At 52.1% G+C, this 18,779-nt stretch carries 12 protein-coding genes; 4 read left to right on the top strand and 8 right to left on the bottom strand.

Going from position 1 to position 18,779, the window contains the following annotated elements; translation table 11 throughout:
• Positions 1 to 27 precede the first annotated feature (27 nt).
• Positions 28 to 957, top strand: coding sequence for a LysR family transcriptional regulator (locus ACFQ0F_RS02580; protein ID WP_340675252.1), 930 nt, complete (start codon positions 28 to 30; stop codon positions 955 to 957).
• Positions 958 to 976: 19 nt separating this feature from the next.
• On the opposite strand, the gene ACFQ0F_RS02575 is transcribed toward ACFQ0F_RS02580, so the two are convergent.
• Complete coding sequence (locus ACFQ0F_RS02575; RefSeq protein ID WP_379068794.1) at positions 977 to 2,956, bottom strand: hypothetical protein; 1,980 nt, start codon at positions 2,954 to 2,956, stop codon at positions 977 to 979.
• Between the two features lie 89 nt (positions 2,957 to 3,045).
• Complete coding sequence (locus ACFQ0F_RS02570) at positions 3,046 to 4,353, bottom strand: ATP-grasp domain-containing protein (RefSeq protein ID WP_379068791.1); 1,308 nt, start codon at positions 4,351 to 4,353, stop codon at positions 3,046 to 3,048.
• A 252-nt stretch (positions 4,354 to 4,605) separates the two neighbouring features.
• On the opposite strand from ACFQ0F_RS02570, the gene ACFQ0F_RS02565 reads away from it, so the two are divergent.
• A complete protein-coding gene (locus ACFQ0F_RS02565) occupies positions 4,606 to 6,546 on the top strand; it encodes an esterase/lipase family protein (RefSeq protein ID WP_340675249.1) in 1,941 nt (646 codons plus the stop codon).
• Between the two features lie 8 nt (positions 6,547 to 6,554).
• Here ACFQ0F_RS02565 and ACFQ0F_RS02560 read toward each other — a convergent pair whose 3' ends face one another.
• From ACFQ0F_RS02560 to ACFQ0F_RS02540, 5 genes are all read right to left on the bottom strand, one after another.
• Positions 6,555 to 9,743 (bottom strand): efflux RND transporter permease subunit, encoded by a 3,189-nt coding sequence (locus ACFQ0F_RS02560; RefSeq protein ID WP_379068788.1) that lies wholly within the window; start codon positions 9,741 to 9,743, stop codon positions 6,555 to 6,557.
• Positions 9,744 to 9,772: 29 nt separating this feature from the next.
• Positions 9,773 to 10,981, bottom strand: coding sequence for an efflux RND transporter periplasmic adaptor subunit (locus tag ACFQ0F_RS02555; RefSeq protein ID WP_379068785.1), 1,209 nt, complete (start codon positions 10,979 to 10,981; stop codon positions 9,773 to 9,775).
• Complete coding sequence (locus ACFQ0F_RS02550) at positions 10,978 to 12,213, bottom strand: TolC family protein (protein ID WP_379068783.1); 1,236 nt, start codon at positions 12,211 to 12,213, stop codon at positions 10,978 to 10,980. Before ACFQ0F_RS02550 ends, ACFQ0F_RS02555 begins: the two co-directional genes overlap by 4 nt.
• Positions 12,214 to 12,277: 64 nt before the next feature.
• The gene (locus ACFQ0F_RS02545) at positions 12,278 to 12,691 is read right to left on the bottom strand and encodes a hypothetical protein (protein ID WP_379068780.1); all 414 of its coding nucleotides are present in this window, start codon (positions 12,689 to 12,691) and stop codon (positions 12,278 to 12,280) included.
• Positions 12,692 to 12,787: 96 nt separating this feature from the next.
• Complete coding sequence (locus ACFQ0F_RS02540) at positions 12,788 to 14,155, bottom strand: class II fumarate hydratase (RefSeq protein ID WP_379068777.1); 1,368 nt, start codon at positions 14,153 to 14,155, stop codon at positions 12,788 to 12,790.
• 137 nt (positions 14,156 to 14,292) lie between these two features.
• Here ACFQ0F_RS02540 and ppc point away from each other — a divergent pair, with 137 nt between their 5' ends.
• Entirely contained in the window at positions 14,293 to 17,106 is a 2,814-nt protein-coding gene (gene ppc / locus ACFQ0F_RS02535; protein ID WP_379068774.1) for a phosphoenolpyruvate carboxylase, read from the top strand.
• Between the two features lie 61 nt (positions 17,107 to 17,167).
• On the opposite strand, the gene ACFQ0F_RS02530 is transcribed toward ppc, so the two are convergent.
• Positions 17,168 to 18,043: an SDR family oxidoreductase gene (locus ACFQ0F_RS02530; RefSeq protein ID WP_379068771.1), complete on the bottom strand. Its 876-nt coding sequence runs from the start codon at positions 18,041 to 18,043 to the stop codon at positions 17,168 to 17,170.
• Positions 18,044 to 18,173: 130 nt separating this feature from the next.
• Between ACFQ0F_RS02530 and ACFQ0F_RS02525 the strand changes: the two genes are divergently transcribed.
• Positions 18,174 to 18,779, top strand: coding sequence for a TetR/AcrR family transcriptional regulator (locus ACFQ0F_RS02525; RefSeq protein WP_340675241.1), 606 nt, complete (start codon positions 18,174 to 18,176; stop codon positions 18,777 to 18,779).

Genomic DNA, 18,779 nt, shown 5'->3' with positions numbered 1-18,779 from the left:
TTAGATGAATAATTGATACAATCAGCCATGAATTTATCCTTTGAACAACTTAAAAGCATGGTGGTTTTTGCTCAAGTAATTGAGCAAGGCAACCTGAGTGCGGCGGCTAAACACATCGGTATATCTCGCGCATCAGTCAGTTATCACCTCAAAAAACTGGAGTCACAGCTAGGTGTAAAGCTACTCAATCGCTCAACGCGCGCTATTGCCTTAACGGAAACTGGCATGGCGTACTACCAGTCCTGCCGCATCATTGCGGAACAAGCCACTACGGCAAATCTGCAAATTGAAAACCTTAAAAATGAGCCCGAAGGTTCATTAAAAATCACCTGCCCCGTCAATGTCGGCTTACAAATAGTGGTGCCTGCGCTGAATGGCTTTCGCCGGCTTTATCCTAAAATTGACTTAGATGTCATGCTCACCGATGAAGTGGTGAATATCATGCAGGAAGGCATAGACCTTGCTATTCGTGGTGCGCCGTTGGCCGACTCCGGGCTGCAAGCCGCCAAGCTGTCGACATTGCCGACCTGCCTTTGTGGAGCACCGGACTACCTCGCAAAACGCGGTCGCCCCACCACACCCGCAGAGCTAGAGCAGCATGACTGGGTTATTTATAAACTGACTGCTGGCGCTATTAAGCTACGTAAAGGTAGCCGCTCGTATAGTGTGGCCGTGAAAGGCAGTATAAGCACCAATAACGCTGCTGCTCGTACAGCCTTTATTGAAGGCGGGCATGGCCTAGGAAGAGTTCCACTCTACGATGCCTGGCCTAAGATTCAGGCCGGATCGTTGGAGCGAGTGATGGACGATTATCAACTCAATGATATCGAGGTCTATGGCGTATTTCCGCCTGGCAGCGCTGGCTCAAAAAAGCTGAGGGTGCTAATCGATTTCCTCAAAGACTACTTCAGCAAGTTTGATCGCCAAGCACTGATAACCTCTGCTGTGGACGCCTAGCAATGCCTTCTATCTAGGCTCAAATGCTCGGCGCGATACGGTTTGCGCCCCAGCTCGACTCAATCAGCGATTTCACATTTTGATAGGACTCGGCCGGCACTTTTTCAGGCTCGCCGTAATCAAGCGTGTCGTAATGGAAAATATATAAGCGCGAGGTAAACAGCTCAAACGGTAGCGAGGCTTCGCCAAAACGCTCGCCATGCCCAGCCGTACTAACAATGACCTCGTTACCCCAATCTTGACCGCTGTCATTGTTGGGGTTGAAGAAGTAAACGCGCATTTCCGAGTCTTGATCCAGAGCCACTCGCATGATGGCGATGGCGTGCCATCCGATAAATCGCGCGGCACTATCGGTAATGGCGATTCCCGCTGGCTGAGGATGAATCAAGGGCTGGTTACCGTTGTAAAACGGATGATAATGCGCATGAAAATTACGGATAAATTCTTCTAAATCAATGAGATGACCAGTTGCAACATCGACATTGATGCAAAATCCGCGGCCAACCCACCAGCCGTGAAACACAGGATTAATCCAGCGATGCGGATCACCCTCACGCCCGAGGCACAAACGACCCATTTCTAAATAGCTGGCATCGAGATGGGGCACTAACAGCATCGACACCGGATCAAGATCGAATGGCAAAGGCGACGTGGAAGCATCCAGACATTTTCGCGATGAAATCTGCTGGCCTTCGAAGTGCATGGTCAGGTCATTGTCACGCGCAATGGAAGTGATCATTTGCAGCAAATACGTGGGATCGCTGGTTGCCCATATCGAGAGCGCCCTTGCCGATTGGCAGGTAGGGTTATTGCCCTGGCCAATGCCTAGCGGCGAGCCCAGCATGCACACCACGCCCTCTAAAAGCCGTGTACGCGGTGTGATGGTGCTATCGCACATAAATTGCAGTCTGGCCTCGGCCCAAGCCGATAACGGCAGGTTGATTTGCCGCCAAAGCGATTGCGCTACGCCCTGCTGATACAAAATGCCACGCTCAAGCAACATGGCTATGCCGAATACCGCTTGTGCGGTGGAAGGATAAACACACTCGCTAATGAGGGATTTAATTAGATCTCGATAACACACCAAACCATCGCGGCCAGTGCCGGAAAGGCCAAGCGCATCAATGAGTAAGTAGTCGTTTTCATTCAAGATATAGCGCAGAAAACTGGCGTGGTAAGGCGACACCAAGCCAGTGTCGTGCATGGCTCTGGAAAATCCCAAGGCTTCTGCTTGCAAGGCATTTTCGTCCAAGCTCGCCAAGCGCTGCTCGTAATAGACCACGCCCGGATCGCCTGTACTTTCATGGGTTGGGCCATAAAGGCTGCTCACCAGCCTTGCCGCGCCTAAGCCGCTAGAGCCCAGATCAATCCCCTCACTCGTATGGCAAATGGCTATTTGCGTGATCATGTTTTTGACGGGATTGATTTGGATTGGGCGTTGGCGCAGTAGTCGCCAAATCTCATCGATTAATTGGTCAATGATGTGCTGAAAACCAATGCGCTGAGCCAAGTGCTGCATAAGCGCTCGCGGCACCATGGCCAGCGCTCCTTGCTTAATCCGCGCGGCCTCTGAGCTAGCAGCAAAAAGCAGCTCAAGATTGAGTGCAATAGACTGCGTTAAAAAATGATGGGCCTGCGCCGCCGAAAATTCAGCATGCTTGTAGTCGCCCAGCGCAATAGCCAGCATGCGCAACTCGCTTAGGCACTCGATAGTGACTGTCGCGGCCACAGCACTCGATAGCGCATAGGGAGTTAGCGCGGGGATCAATGCCTGCGGCTTAGCCCAATCGGTGCCGTCATAGACTCCTGCCGCATCCAGAGTTTGCGAGCGACTCTCGAGTGCGGCCACGCCGCCATCCTCAACAATAATGAGTCTGGCGGCATCTAAGATGCTTTCAACTAGTGCATATTTATCAGCAACTTGGGCTTCCACCAATGAACGTAAGGCAGCGTCAAGGTTGTTAAGTAATTGCGGCAATGGATCATTTTCTAGTTTCATAAATACGTAATTTCAAAACGTTATAAAACCATACTACTACGGGCTTGGGCCTAGCCGGGCTTTTGAGCAAGCCCGTGCCGCCGTATGCACTACACGAAAAAGTCTAAATCTTCCTGAGCTTTTAGCAGGTCGCGCATGGTTTCAGGGTTGTCTCCAAAGAAGAAAATCAAGCCCCAATGGGTGCCGAAAGCTGATCGATCAGGCACGGACTCTTCGGCTGGCGCGACCAATTCATGAGACTCAAAATAAGGATGCTCAGTAGTCTCTTTTGGCATTTCTAACTTGCTGACCACGCGGCGTCTTGGGTATACGCCGAAACAGCCGGCATGGCCCTTCGCATCGATCACTTCACGCGGGAAGAAGGCATCGACCTCTTCTTGCGTGCTTTTCGGGTCAAACACCAACATTGACGCCTGATAAGCATTGAAGCCATAGGCTCTCTCAATAAGCTCAAAGGCTTTGAAGCCTGGTGGTCGATACGCGACCTCACCAAAATACATCACACCATCGGAGGTGACGAAGTATTCGGGGTGAATCAAACCGAACTTGATGTCGAAGGTTTTGATCAGTAGCTCGACCTGTTTAGTAATGGCCGGCCGCCAGCTTTCGAGCCTGTCTGTTGCCGGCACAAACACCGAATATCCGAGCGTGACGTATTCGGAAATATTGAGAAATTTGATTTTGCCATCGTGAATCCACGCCTCAACAGCGAACTCCCAGCCGTCTAAATGGCTTTCCATTAACAGCGGGTATTCTTCGGCTGGAATGGAGTCAATTTCGGCAATCGTGCGAATCATGCGGTGACCAAGGCAACCGGCTTTATCAAAGGCTTTAACGTGGATGGGATCGTCTGGATCGCCATCGAGCTTGAGCAATGTCTGATTGACGCGCTTCATAAAGCGAATAATGTCGTCTTTCTCGTTCGCCTCTTCAAAAATACCCACGCGAATGCCGCCAAGTTGAGCACGGCGTTTCATTAATGATTTATCGCGAAATAAAATAGATTGGCCAAACATACGTGGGCTATTAAGTAAAACCGAGTTAATAGCGCCAGACCACTCAACTGTTTCTTCAAATAGCGGAATGGCAACATCGACACCCTCAGCCTTTAATCTTTGCGCTATTTCTAAAGAGCTGTCATTTAATCGAAGAAAGTTCCAAGAGATATAAGGGATTTTATTTGCCGTGCAAAAATCTTTTGCCCAATCGGGTGCAACTACGATATAGCGACGGTCAAATTGCTGAGCAGCGCGAATGGCGTTAACGCTCCAGCCAAGCAGCGCAATATAGCCTTTATTAGGATCTTTCGGTGTTTCGGTGCCCTTCACGGAGTCCATGGTCGGATCGATCCAGGATGCTACTTCTGGGGATAGCTGAGCTTCTGCTGTTGTCGACATTCGTGGTTCTCCTTGCTGATAAATTCAGATAGCTGAAACACGCTTGACCTCGCATCACGCCTTAATAATTAGTTAGTATATTTCAATACTAACTTTAATAAATATTTAATAAAAACATGCACCACCATAACATTTTAAGGCGCTCCTGACCAGCAAGGACATAAATACAACAACATATATGGCCTAAATAGTTAATCGTATTGTTATTAAACAATGTAGAATTAAACCATCAATTTTCGGATTTCAGCACCAATGACCTGTACATCGCGCCAACGCCTATTGGCACTGTTCTTAGGCACATCTTGGCTATTAGGCGGCTGCTCAGTTTTGCAAGGATTCGCACCAGCGGTGACGATCAATGTGCTGGACGCAAGCGAGGCGATTGAGCTCAAGCGCGGCGACATTCTTACCCGTGGCGAGATCAGCGATGCAACGAAACAGACATTGCGCGTGGCGGCATTAGACGCCGAGCTCTGCGCTACACCCATAGCCACGATATGCCTTGATGCACTCGCTGGAGTGACTGACGTTTCTACCGATCAACGCCTAGCAGCACTCGCAGAATTATGGCTGGCTCGCGCTCAGGCCTCTGACCCTGGCGAGGCGCAATACGCCGCTTGGTTTGAGTCAATCCGCTTCAGCTATGCCTATTTATTTTTCGGCGACCGCACACCTGGCGAGCGCGCATTTGAAGACCGCCAAACGCAAATTCGTGATTGGTACAACTACTCGGTCGAGCAGGCAGTCACCGCTAGTTTTAAGTTGTTGCATAAGCGAGCCAACCCGCTACCTGCAAACGCTATCCGTGAAATCGCTGGCTGGCAGATTCGCACAGATTTGGGCGGAGCTCATCTGCCAGGCAAGGTGGTATTACCAGACGAACTGATGCCGGCTTCATCGTTATCGTTTCGCGGCCTGCGCAGTCTGTATCGGCGCGATGGCTTTGGTGCAGAGCTCATTGCCATCATGCCAAATCAATCGCTCAACACCGCGCCAACGCAAACGGGGCGGCCGAAAAAGCGCAACGGCGATCGCTTGCCGTGGAGCGAGATGCCCGCTGCCTCTTTGACCGCCCTATTGCATCCAGATGGCGATGACTTGAGCTCCGTGCTGAGTGCGCACAGCGCTCGCTTAACGATTGATGACCCCTACGCTAAATCAACCGTACAGATTCATGGCCAGCCCGTGCCATTGGCCGCTAACTTCACCGCAGGCTATGGCGTGTGGCTAGCTCGCGCCGGCTTTAATCAACAATCGCTGCTGAGCTTACTTGGCCGAGATGGCGGCATTGACCGTCCTCACGTGTACTTGATGCAGCCTTATAATCCCAATAAACGCATTATTGTTATGCTGCACGGTCTGGCCAGTAGCCCTGAGGCTTGGGTTGAGCTCGCCAACGAAATATTGGGCGATGATGCGCTGCGTCAGAATTATCAAATTTGGCAGGTTTACTACCCGACCAATTTACCGATCGTGTTAAATCACGCCATGATTCGCAAGGCGCTGACCGATACTTTGAGCCACTTCGACCCTTCCGGTGCGGCACCGGCATCATCTAACTTGGTGTTGGTAGGCCACAGCATGGGCGGCCTGATAGCACGGCTGATGATTTCCACATCCAATGAGTCGCTGGAAAACATCGCCCCAGAAGAGCGAAAGCTAACGGCACGGCAGATTAAGGGCATGGGGCCAATGCTGCGCTTTAAGCCCTTCCCTCACGTCAGCACGTCCATGTTTATCGCAACCCCACACAAGGGCACAGCGGCCGCCGGCAGTCGTTTAGGGCGTTGGATAGCGGGGTTTATTCGCCTGCCCATTACGGTGCTGGAGGAAGTTGCTGAAACCGTCGTGCCCAACGTGACCGCCAACATCCGCGAAAGCCTGCAACTGCTGCCCAATAGTATCGACAGCCTCGATGAAAAAGACCCGTTCATTCAAGCCGCGGCGAGCTTTGAGATTTCACCCAAGGTGCGCTATCACTCCATCGTGGCTAGGGCCAACCCGGCTCAGCCACTGGCTGAGTCCGACGACGGCATCGTGCCCTACACCAGCTCGCATCTACCTGACGCTGCATCCGAGAAAGTCATTACTTCCGGCCATAGCGTGCAGCAAAGCGCGAGCGCGATTTTAGAAATTCAGCGCATCTTGCGTGAGGGCATCACGCCGATGATTGAGCGTAAATCGATGCGCTAGCGCTTCTCCTATTTCAAGCGCTCAATCAGGCGGTATATCGCGGGCAACACCACGAGCGTGAGCAATGTGCTGGTGATTAAGCCGCCTATCACGACAATGGCCAGTGGCTTTTGCACCTCAGCGCCGGTGCCCGTGGCGAGCGCCATCGGCACAAAGCCCAGTGAGGCCACCATCGCGGTCATGAGTACCGGCCGCAGGCGAGACAATGAGCCTTGTTCCACAGCGAGTGTTAACTCCATGCCCTCAGCGCGGAGTTGATTGATGCGACTGACCATCACCAGACCATTGAGCACCGCCACGCCCGAAAGCGCGATAAAGCCAATGGCGGCAGTAATGGAAAATGCGATGCCGCAAATCCACAATGCCAACACGCCACCAGACAGCGCCAACGGCACAGCGGTAAACACCAGCAATGCCTGGCGTACGCTACCCAAGGCCATAAACAGCAAGATGAGAATGAGGCCGAAACAGGCTGGCACGACTACCAGCAAGCGTGATTTGGCGGCTTGAAGATTTTCAAATTGCCCGCCCCAGTCCAGCCAACTGCCAGCCGGTAAGCGCACTTGCTCATCGATGACTTGCTGAGCCTCTTCCACAAAGGATGACAAGTCGCGACCGCGGACATTGGCCGCGACAACAACACGGCGCTTGCTGTCTTCTCGGCTGACTTGGTTCAGGCCATCTCGTAACGTTAGCGAGGCAATGCTGCCGAGGGTGACGAAGCTTTTTTCAGCTGCAGCAGTGCTTACTGCCACCGGTAATGCGCGGAGCTGATCAAGGTCGGTGCGCACGGCTTCGGGCAGGCGCACGACAACGGCAAAACGCCGATCGCCTTCAAATATCTCGCCCGCCTGCTTGCCGCCAATAGCCGCGGCCACCATGTCTTGCACATCGCCCATGCGTAGGCCAAAACGCGCCAAGGCATCGCGATCGAAGTCGATATCGAGCAGGGCCTGGCCTTCGACTTGCTCAACTTTGACCTCACTTGCGCCTTCTATGCCGCGCAACGCTTGGGCAATTTGATTGGCCGAGGCGAGCATTTGCGGAAACTCATCGCCAAAAACTTTAACGGCAACATCGGCTCTGACGCCGGAAAGTAGCTCGTTAAAGCGCATCTGAATCGGTTGCGTGAACTCATAATTATTGCCCGGCAACTGGCTAACTTTATGCTCGATGCGCTCGATGAGCTCAGGTTTAGTCAGGCTTGAATCTGGCCATTGCTCACGCGGCTTCAAAATAATGAAGGTGTCGGATGCACTCGGCGGCATAGGGTCTGCTGCCATCTCGGCGGTGCCTGTTTTGGAGAATACAAAAGCGACCTCTTTGAATTGCTTAACGGTGTTTTCCACCTGCAATTGCATCTGGGTCGATTGCTTGATGCCGGTGCTTGGGATGCGCAATGCGTGCATGGCAATGTCTTTTTCATCTAGCGTAGGCACGAATTCTTGTCCTAACTGCGTAAAGACCACGATGCCCACAGCAAATGATGCCATCGCAATGGCAATGGCTTTACGCGGCCACTTCATAGTCCATGCCAACGCCGGCGTGTAGAGCGCGTGCGCCTTGTTCAATATTCGGCTTTCTTTTTCCTCAATTGTGCCGGTAAAGAAGATGGCTATTAGCGCCGGAATCAAGGTCAGCGACAGCATAAAAGCAGCCAGCAACGCCAAGATAACCGTCGCTGCCATCGGATGGAACATCTTCCCCTCAACGCCTTCCAGCGCCAGTATCGGCAAATACACCGTGATGATAATGGCCTGGCCAAACACCGTAGGCCGCACCATTTCGCGCGTGGCCGCCAGCACGCCAGACAGCCGCTCCTTCAGGCTCAACTGCCGCCCCAATCGACGTTGATTGGCCGACAAACGGCTTAAGCAGTTCTCTACAATAATGATGGCGCCATCGACAATCAGGCCGAAATCTAACGCGCCTAAGCTCATCAAATTACCGCTAATGCCGAGCCTCACCATACCTGTGCTCATCAGCAAAACTGTGAGCGGAATGACCAGCGCTGTAATCAGCGCTGCGCGGACATTTCCGAGCATAAGAAAGAGCACGACAATGACTAGCAGCGCGCCCTCGCCTAAGTTTTTCGCCACCGTAGATACCGTGGCGTCGACCAACTTACTACGGTTTAACACCGTTTGCGCTTCGATGCCCGGCGGCAAACTTCGACGTATTTCAATGAGCTTGTTATCGACCGCGATGGCCACCGTGCGCGAGTTTTCGCCAATGCGCATCAAGGCCGTGCCAATGACAACTTCTTGGCCATCCTCGCTCGCCGAACCGGTGCGAAGCTCCTCGCCAATTTCAACGTTAGCGATATCGCGCACATACACAGGCGTATTGCTGCGCGTCGTTACTACCGTGTTGGCAATGTCATTGATGGTTTTTAGACGGCCATCGACACGAACAAGGTAAGACTCGCCACGCTGCTCAATATAGCCACCACCACGGCTTTGATTGGCCGCCTCTAGCGCCACAACCACATCACTTAGCGACAAACCATACGCGCGTAGTTTTAGCGGGTCGGGTTGGATGTGGTACTGCTTATCGAAGCCGCCAATGCTGTCCACACCCGCTATGCCGGCCAAGCCTTTGAGCTGCGGGCGAATAATCCAGTCCTGAACCGTGCGCAAATAAGCGGCCTGCGCCACCGTGCTGCGTAAAGATTCACCTTCTGGCGTGAGGTAGCTGCCATCGGCCTGCCAACCTGGTTTGCCATCATTGACCTGAGCGCCTTGGCCTTGCGGATGGGCAAATTTCACCGCCCACATATAGATCTCGCCAAGGCCGGTGGAGATCGCGCCCATACGCGGCGATGCCTTCTCAGGTAGCGACTCTTTGGCCTCGTTCAGGCGTTCAGTGACCTGATTTCTAGCGAAGTAAATATCGACATCATCGTTAAAAACAGCGGTGACTTGCGAAAAGCCATTGCGCGATAACGACCGTGTCGACTGCAGGCCAGCAATGCCCGCCAGCGCGCTCTCAATCGGATACGTCACCTGCTTTTCGATATCCTCTGGCGATAAGCCCGCGAGCACTGTATTGATTTGCACTTGATTATTAGTGATGTCTGGCACGGCATCGATGGGTAATTTCTGCAGCGAATACACGCCAAAGCCTGCCATCAGCAGCACGACCATGACCACCAAATAGCGTTGCGCTAGCGAGAAGCCGATGACTTTATCGAGCATGGCGATGCCCCTGATCTGCGCTAGAGGTATTAATGCGCATGCTCAGCCTCCGATTTGCTCAGATCGGCTTTGAGAACAAAGACATTGCCCGTAACAAAGCGCTCGCCCGCGCTCAAACCGCTAATAATCTCTTGGCGATCGCCGCTACGATTACCGACCTTCACCACGCGCGGAGCTAAACCTTCACTGCCTTCAACAAATACCGATGGCTCATTTTCAATCATCACAATGGCCGAGACAGGCACGCTAATCGCCTGCTTAGGCTCGTCGGTTTGAATCATCGCATCGACAAACTCACCCGATCGCCAAGCGCCCTGCGCGTTATCGATCTGCACTCGCACCGAACCACTTCGGCTAGCCGAATCCAGCTCGGGCTGCACAAACACCACCTGACCTTTCGTTTTCTGCCCCGACTTATTGCTAACCCATACCGGTTGGCCTGCACGCACAAGACTTAAGTCATTCACCGAGATGGCTAGGTCTATCCACAACACGGAAAGATCGGCGACTCGAAACAAGGGTTTATCGCTGCCGACTGCTTCGCCCAGCGTTAAGTCTTTGCTCAGTAAAGTGCCCGAAATAGGCGTTCTTAAAGCAAAGCGGGCCAAATGACTGCCGGCCTTTAATGCCCGCGCATTTTTCTCACTAAGACCCAATGACATCAAACTCTGCAACGCGCTCTGCGCCTCGATACGAGCTTCCGCTAATGCACCGCGAGCAGCCAAATAATCCTGCTCTGCGCTGATCTTTTTCTGCCACAGTGCCTGCTCACGCGTAAACAGCGACTGCGCCAAACCTAAGCGTTCTTTAGCCGACAAATAGCGCGCTGAAGCATCTGAAAGTTGCGCGCTTTCAATCGTCGCCAAAACATCGCCAGCTTGCACTTTGCTACCAATTTGAATGGGTGCTGAGCGAACCGTGCCAGAGACTGGGGACGATATTCGCGCCTCACGATCTGTGCTTAAGACCAGCTGTCCAGGCAGTGCCAATGCTGTGACAAAGTCGGCCATTGCCGCCGTTTCAATCGCTAAGTCACTGGCCTGTAATTGAGCCTCGCTTAGCTTCACATGCCCAGAGTCAGCATGGCCATCTCCTTCCTCTGCCATCGACTGCTTCGTTGAACCAAGGTGCATTTCATGCTGATGCTTAAGCGGGCTGTACTCCAACACACACCACATGACCCCAGCACCAACAGTCACAGCGACACATAGCAGTGATAAATTTTGGCTAATTTTCATAATGTATTTCCGGCAGACATAGCGAGGCCAAGCAGCTCATTGAGCGCTGCATCGCTTTGATGAAATGAGAGTCGAGCCGCGAGATACAGGCTCTGAGATTCGATTAGGCTGCGCTGCGCATCGAGCAAATCGAGCAATGAAAACTTGCCGGCTTGATAGCCTTCCCGCGTAGCCTCAGCGATTTCGCGAGCCAAGCGCAGCACGTCATCGCGCAGATACGCCGCCTCCTGAAAACTCGCCGCACGCTGCGTCTCAAGCTGATCACGCTGAGTGCGCCACTCTTGATTCAGCAGTGCTTGATCAGCCTCTGCCGCAGCAATATTGGCTTTGGCGCTGAGCACCGCGCCCTGGTTTCGATTAAAGAGCGGGATAGGAATCGACACCCCAACAAGCAGGCTTTCTTCACGGCTACCAGCCTCACGCTTCATACCGGCCATAAGGGTGAAATCTGACACTCGCTCGGCCTGCGCTAAACGCAATGCCGCCTGCTCTTTTTGCACACGACTGTCGGCCAGCTGAAGGATCGGCGTTTTGCTATTAGTTGTTTCAAGTTCGCTTAGCGTCGGTGGTAGCACAAGCTCATCGAGCAATGACTCAGTGAGCTTAGCCTCGCCCCATAACGCCGCTAGACGACGCTGTGCAAGCTGCCGCCATTGCTGCTGCAAAGCCAGCTCGCGTTGCGCCGACTTCAAGGCAACCGTCGCCCGCGATTGCTCAATGGGCGAGACTTTGCCGGCACTTACTCGTGCCGAAACAACATCCAGCGTTTGTCTGGCCAGCTGCAAGTTTTGCTGAGATGCAGCGAGCTTTTCCTGCGCAGCAATAGCATCGATATAGCGCTCACGCGTTAAGCGAATTAACCTCAATCGCTGGGCTTGGCTGTCGAGAGTCGCAAGCGCTTGCTCGCCTTCCGCTAGCGTCTGGCGAGCACTACGCTTACCAGGTAAGGAAAATTGCTGGCTTAAGCTAAATGTTGTGGTGGCATCACTCGCAGAACGATTTGTGTCGCCAGAGAAGTCTTCGAGCACATAGCTCAACTCCGGATTAGGCAGTGCACCGGCCTGCACAACACGGCCGCTAGCCGCCGCCTCTAGCGCATTGCTAAGAGCGGTTTGTGGGTTCTTTGCCAGTACACGTTGAGTTGCATCAAAAAGACTTAAGCCTGCGGCAGTTGATGTTGCAGAGCACAGTGGCGCGGCGAGCAAGATAAATAGTGAGAAATAGCGAAACATAATGATTTCCTGAAGACGAAAAGATGACAGGCAAAAGCCTGTCTCCAGCAGTCAGCAGGAAGCATCAAATATGTAGGTAGGCAGTATCGCGAATGATGACCGAAAAGGCTTTAACCGGCGGGCCAGTAGAATCTGGCTTTAACACATGCGAAAAAGCGATGGTAGGATTGAGCCAGCTCAGCATCAGCGGCTGAGTGGCAAGCGGGGGGTCAGTCAACTGTAGTTTTGAATAGACCGATGCATGATCGTCATGGCCATCTTGAGCTTGAAAGTCTACGCACGGTGTATCGCTGGCATGCTCTACGAGAGCTGAATGACAAGGATCTCCAGACTGCTCCCACACCACCACACCATCTGGCTCAACACACAGAGTGTCGGCCAATGCTGCGCACGAGCTAAACGACCAATGCAACAGCAGCATCACCATCATGGATAGTGATAAGCGACGCCTTTTAGCTGCTTGCTGGAATGCTGCCATGCTCAAGAAAGTTCTTGCAGGTGGGTAATTAGTGTTGGCAACGATACACGCACAGTTAAAAAATACAAATGCCCTGGGCCATTAACTCAGCTGGTTTTAGATGAGCTTATCTGGCGCTAATAACCCCGCCAGATAAGCCGGATCCAACTCCGTCATCTCAATAGCTACCTCTAACACTGGCCGCTTCTCAGCATAGGCCCGCTTAGCAATTTCAGCGGCTTTGCTGTAGCCAATTTCGCTATTCAACGCCGTGACCAAAATAGGATTGCGCGCCAAATTTTGCTCTAGCACATCGGCGTTAACCGTAAATTCACCAATCGCAGCGGCTAATGCGTGGCAGCTACCGCCGAGTAATTCGATGCTTTGCAGCAAGTTGTAGGCAATCACTGGCAGCATCACATTGAGCTGAAAATTGCCCGATGCGCCGGCCATCGTAATCGTCGTGTCATTACCCATGACCTGCACCGCAGCCATCGCCACTGCCTCAGGCAATACTGGATTTACCTTGCCCGGCATGATGCTGCTGCCTGGCTGCAAAGCCTTCAGGCTGATCTCACCTAAGCCCGCGAGTGGGCCGCTATTCATCCAGCGCAAATCATTGGCAATTTTTAGTAGCGCTACCGCTAATGCCTTGAGTTGGCCCGACATTTCGACCGCAGTATCTTGGCTGCTGAGTGCGGCAAATAAGTTATCGGCAGTGCGAAATGAGCTGCCGCTAAGGCTCGATAAATGCTGAGCAAACAGTCGCGGAAACTGCTCGGGTGCGTTCACCCCAGTACCTACCGCCGTGCCACCTTGAGCGATCTGGCACAGCCGCTTTTGACTATCGCTAATGCGAGCAAGCGCTAGCTCCAATTGTGCTCGCCAAGCAGACAGCTCCTGCCCAAGGCTAATCGGCATGGCATCCATCAAATGCGTGCGGCCAGTTTTTAGCTGACCGGCCAAGGCCTGCTCTTTTGCCAGCGTGACTGCTATTAAGCTTTTTAGCGCCGGCAGTAACTGCTGCTCAAGCGCTAACTGTGCGCTGAGATGAATTGCGGTGGGAATGACATCGTTGCTGCTCTGGCTGCAATTCACCATGTCATTCGGATGCACAGGCTTCTGTAGCTGCCGGCTGGCCAAGGTTGCAATGACTTCATTGGCATTCATATTGGTGCTGGTGCCGGAGCCAGTTTGAAAAACATCGACTGGAAATTGCTCGCTATGATGGCCTTTGGCCAGCTCCATAGCCGCGTGATAAATGGCCTTGCCAATATCCTCATCAAGCAAGCCAAGCTCTGTATTGGCGCTTGCCGCAGCAGCTTTAATTAGGCCAAGGCTTGCAATAAAGCGCTTGGGCATCACCAGATTGCTAATGGCGAAATTGCTCACCGCTCTTTGTGTTTGAGCGCCGAACAAAGCCTCTAGCGGAACTTCAACGTCACCGAGGCTATCGGTTTCTATTCGATACTGAGAGTGCGTCACTGAGTTGGCTCCAATCATGGTGCTCGGTCAAATGAGCTTACACCGCAGCAATGCGGCGCAATAGTTGTGGTTCATTGTATAAGGCAGTTAAGGTGAGTCGAGCATCTACATTTTTTACTTTCGGATTTAGTGTCACTATGAAAAAAAGCTTAAACGACAACGATAAAGCCCTTCGTGCCCGCGTAAGACTGTTTGGCAACCTGCTAGGCGAAGTCCTCAAAGAACAAACAGGCGATCACGTCTTCGATACCGTGGAGACTCTGCGCCGAGGCTTTATTAAATTGCGCACGCAACATAGCCCGAAGCTATACGCCAAGCTCATGACTTTAGTGCGCTCGCTCGACCCAGCCACGTTGAACTTTGTCGTGCGCGCTTACAACCTCTACTTCAGCCTAGTCAATATTGCTGAAGAAAATCACATGCATCAGCAGCGCCGTAAGCAAGTACGGCGAGATTCGCACTTATGGCAAGGGTCGTTCAATGACACCATGCATGAGTTTGCTAACCAAAACATGAGCCCTGATGATTTACAGACTCTGCTCAATCGACTGATTTATATGCCGGTATTTACGGCTCACCCGACTGAAGCTAAGCGCCGTACGGTGATGGATTTGCAGCGCAAAATTTTTCTAATTTGCGTGGAGATGGACCGTCCTAACGCATCGGGCGTTGATCGTGACCATCTACTTAGGCAGGCTAAATCGGTCATTTTATCTCTGCTTAAAACCAATGGAGTCCGCACTACTCGCCCCGAAGTTCATGACGAAATTCGCTTAGGTCTTTATTACTTTAGCGCGTCTATTTTCGATGCCGTGCCGCAGGCTTACCGCCATCTTGAACGCGCGGTGGATACGGTTTTCAACGAAAAAAATCCACAATCACCGGTAACCGTGCCTAGCCTTTTTCGTTTTGGCACATGGATCGGCGGTGATCGTGACGGCAACCCCCATGTCACTCATGAGATCACTCGCTTTGCGGTTTGTTCGGCAACACAAACTATTTTGCAGGAATACCTTGATCGCTTAGCGAGCTTGGACCGCGTACTTACCCACTCTAGCCAGCTCTGCCCAGAAATTAATTACGACGCGCTAGGCTTGCATCAGGATGCGGCCGATTTTGACCTGTCTTCAGTAGACAGGTCAGTCAACGAGGCTTTTGCCGAAGAGCCATACCGATTCAAGTTACACATTATTCGCCAGCGCCTGCAGCATTATCTGGACTACATAAGCGCTATTCAGGACAAGAAAGTCATCACTTTATCGGCGCTTGCCTATGCCAATAAAGATAGCTTTCTCGATGACCTTTATCGCATCCGCGATGTGCTGATAGCCACTGGTGACCGGCTACTTGCCGATGGTGAGGTCAAAGATCTCATTCGTTTAGCTGAAACCTTTGGCTGGCACTTATGCAAGCTCGATGTGCGCCAAGAGTCGACACGCCATAGCAATACCGTGGCGGATATTCTCAAGCAATTACAGCCCGGCACCGACTATTTGGCGCTGGATGAAACAGGCCGGATGGCACTGCTGACTAAGCTTATCGGTAGCAGTCATAAAGCTATCGATATGGCTGCCTTGCCCGCTGAATCTGCCGAAACCCTTATGGTATTTAAGGTGAAGCGCGAGCTCATCGACATCATTAGCCGCGACTGTTTTGGCACCTACGTAATCTCCATGACGCATGAAGCTAGCCACGTGATGGAGGTAATGTTCCTCGCCGTCTTGGCTGGCTTAGCCGGCAAGCGCGACGCCAAATGGTTTTGTGATATTCAGATTTCACCCTTATTTGAAACCATTGAAGATCTTCAGCAGATCGAAGAAGTACTCAGTGTCCTCTTCGAAAACCCTGTTTATCGTGAGCTGCTACGCGTTTCAGGCGACCTACAAGAAGCGATGTTGGGCTACTCCGACTCCTGCAAAGATGGCGGCTCGCTGGCATCGGTGTGGAGTTTGTATAACGCGCAGAAACGCGTGCTATCAATCACTCAGAAGAATGGTATCGAATGCCGTCTGTTTCATGGCCGTGGCGGCACCGTTGCACGAGGCGGCGGACCCACGCACGAGTCCATCCTGTCGCTGCCTGCTGGCACAGTAGAAGGCCAAATCAAATTTACCGAGCAAGGTGAGGTGCTGTCGTCAAAATACAGCAATACCGAAACCGCCATTTATGAGATCACCATGGGTGCGACTGGCTTGATGAAAGCTTCCGCGCATTTGGTCATGGGCCATAAATCGGCTCCCGCTGAGCATGAGCAAGTTGTGGCCGAGCTCGCCGCCTTTGGTGAAAAGGCTTACCGCGAACTCACCGACGACACGCCGTTTTTCTTCAACTACTTTTTCGAAGCAACACCTGTGCGAGAGCTTGGCCTGCTGAATATCGGCTCACGCCCCGCCTCGCGTAAAGTCGGCGACCTATCGAAATCGTCTGTGCGTGCGATTCCCTGGGTATTCGGCTGGTCGCAATCGCGGCACACATTACCCGCGTGGTTTGGCATCGGCTCGGCGCTAAAAGCGTGGCGAGAAAATCACAAAGATCAGCCAGAATTGCTGCACACACTATTTAAGGACTGGCCGTTTTTTCACAGCATGTTGCGCAACACGCAACTGTCGCTAACCAAGGGCGAGATGACTATTGCGCATGGCTATGCCAGCTTGGTTGCCGATCAAGCGCAAGCTCAGCCAATTTATGAGGCTATTCGCGCCGAATATTTCCTGGCCTTCGATGAGTTATTGCAGGTGGCAAAAGCCGAGTCTTTAGTCGAGATCGACGAATACATTGGCATGTCGATGGTGCGGCGAAACCCATACCTCGACGTGCTCAACCATATTCAGATCGTCTTGCTGCGGCGCTACCGCGATGAATCGACATCAGAGGATGAGCGGCAAAGATGGCTGCCGCCGCTGCTACGAACGGTGAACGCCATTGCCGCGGGGATGCGCAACACGGGTTAGCACTGCGTTTTGTCGCAGCTTACGGCGGCACTCATCTGATCAAGGTGATGTCGCTCATAAACTACTTTTGCAGTTGATAAAGCCGGCGCCGAGCATTGGTAAATAGCGAAGGACTCAAGCCTGCTTTAATCAGCTGCATAAACACCGCGTCTGGCAACACTCGGCGCGCGGCCATAAGGACTTTTGCATCAAGACCTACCGAATAGCGAATGCGACTGCTTTGATCGATAGCCGATTTGAAAATAACCTCAGCCGTAGCCTCTTTGCTTGTGCCATTCGCGCCAATTTCATCCATGACGGCTAACTGAGCTTGGCTAAACTCAGCATAGGCACACTCGCCAGTGCTGTTCTCACGATCACTTGAGCCTTGAAAAAAGGCGGTTTTCACCGAGCCTGGCTCAATTAATTTAACGCGAATATTGAATGGCTCAAGTTCATAAATTAAGCCTTCAGAGAAGCCTTCGACGGCAAATTTACTGGCGTTATAGATGCTGTAAAACGGCAGTGGGATACGGCCAACCATGCTGGATACGTTGATCAAGGTACCGCTGTTTTGTGCACGAAAATAAGGTAATACGGCTCGACAGACATCCATTAAGCCATGCACATTGGTATCGAACTGGCGCCGAATTTGCTCATCGCTCAAAGTCTCAAACGCGCCGATAAGACCGTAACCTGCATTGTTCACCACGGCATCTATACGACCAAACCGCTTCAGTGTTTCTGCAACCGCTAGCGCGATGCTGGCTTTATCTGTCACGTCCAATTTTGGACAGATAACTCGCGGTAACGCAGCCAGCGTAGTTTCACTTTCTGGGTTAAGCATGGTCGCTGACACACTCCAGCCCTGTTGCTGAAAATAATGCGCCGTGGCATTGCCGATACCCGTGTCACAGCCTGTGATCAATACGGTGCTGGTCATAATCGTTGTACTCATTCAGGAATCATTAGCGCAGGCTCATCAGCATCTAAGGTACGAGCTGAGGTAGTTGTTATGCCTGAACATTAATGCGAACCTGCATTCGCATTCAACTCGCGTTATGAGTATTTAGTATGAAAAAGTCGGTATGAGAAAGACACCTAAGCAAGAACGCTCGCGGCAAATGATCGATACGCTGATCGATGCCACAGCGCGTTGCATCATCGAAAAAGGCTTAGATTTCACCACCACATCGCGTATTGCAGAGCTTGCCAATGTGAGTGTGGGCTCGCTGTATCAATACTTCAGCAGCAAAGAAGCCTTGATTGAAGCCCTGATGAACAATATGGCGAGTGATATTGGTAAAGGCCTGCAGCGTCTACCGATTAGCGAAACCAGCACCTTGCGTGACCTAGTCACAGGCGCCATTCATTACGGCTTTACCATGCTGAATTCGCGCAATGGGCTGTATCTTGAGCTCGCTAGAAACTGGCACCGCCTGCCCACCGACAAAGTCGCCAACGCGCTGCAGCAGCACTTTCTCGAATTATCGCGCATCTATTTTTTGAAGTATTACCGCGAGTACCCGATAGAAAACCTCGAGGTGCGGATATTCATTATCGTCAATAGCACCATCTTCACCATGGTGCGTTTGATTAGCCAAGAGAACTCTATGTGGCGGGAAGAAGATGTAGAAAACGGCCTTATTGAGATGATTTTGGCCTATCTGCAAACGAAAACTACTGCGGCTTAA

Origin of the sequence: Paraperlucidibaca wandonensis (genome assembly GCF_042677145.1) — a bacterium.
Classification (GTDB): Bacteria; Pseudomonadota; Gammaproteobacteria; order Pseudomonadales; family Moraxellaceae; genus Perlucidibaca; species Perlucidibaca wandonensis.
This window is presented reverse-complemented; position numbering and strand designations above follow the sequence as displayed.

Coding starts and splice junctions, on each gene's coding strand:
- ACFQ0F_RS02580 (WP_340675252.1), top strand. CDS start 28: ATGAATTTATCCTTTGAACAACTTAAAAGCATGGTGGTTTTTGCTCAA.
- ACFQ0F_RS02575 (WP_379068794.1), bottom strand. CDS start 2,956: ATGAAACTAGAAAATGATCCATTGCCGCAATTACTTAACAACCTTGAC.
- ACFQ0F_RS02570 (WP_379068791.1), bottom strand. CDS start 4,353: ATGTCGACAACAGCAGAAGCTCAGCTATCCCCAGAAGTAGCATCCTGG.
- ACFQ0F_RS02565 (WP_340675249.1), top strand. CDS start 4,606: ATGACCTGTACATCGCGCCAACGCCTATTGGCACTGTTCTTAGGCACA.
- ACFQ0F_RS02560 (WP_379068788.1), bottom strand. CDS start 9,743: ATGCTCGATAAAGTCATCGGCTTCTCGCTAGCGCAACGCTATTTGGTG.
- ACFQ0F_RS02555 (WP_379068785.1), bottom strand. CDS start 10,981: ATGAAAATTAGCCAAAATTTATCACTGCTATGTGTCGCTGTGACTGTT.
- ACFQ0F_RS02550 (WP_379068783.1), bottom strand. CDS start 12,213: ATGTTTCGCTATTTCTCACTATTTATCTTGCTCGCCGCGCCACTGTGC.
- ACFQ0F_RS02545 (WP_379068780.1), bottom strand. CDS start 12,691: ATGGCAGCATTCCAGCAAGCAGCTAAAAGGCGTCGCTTATCACTATCC.
- ppc (WP_379068774.1), top strand. CDS start 14,293: ATGAAAAAAAGCTTAAACGACAACGATAAAGCCCTTCGTGCCCGCGTA.
- ACFQ0F_RS02530 (WP_379068771.1), bottom strand. CDS start 18,043: ATGAGTACAACGATTATGACCAGCACCGTATTGATCACAGGCTGTGAC.
- ACFQ0F_RS02525 (WP_340675241.1), top strand. CDS start 18,174: ATGAGAAAGACACCTAAGCAAGAACGCTCGCGGCAAATGATCGATACG.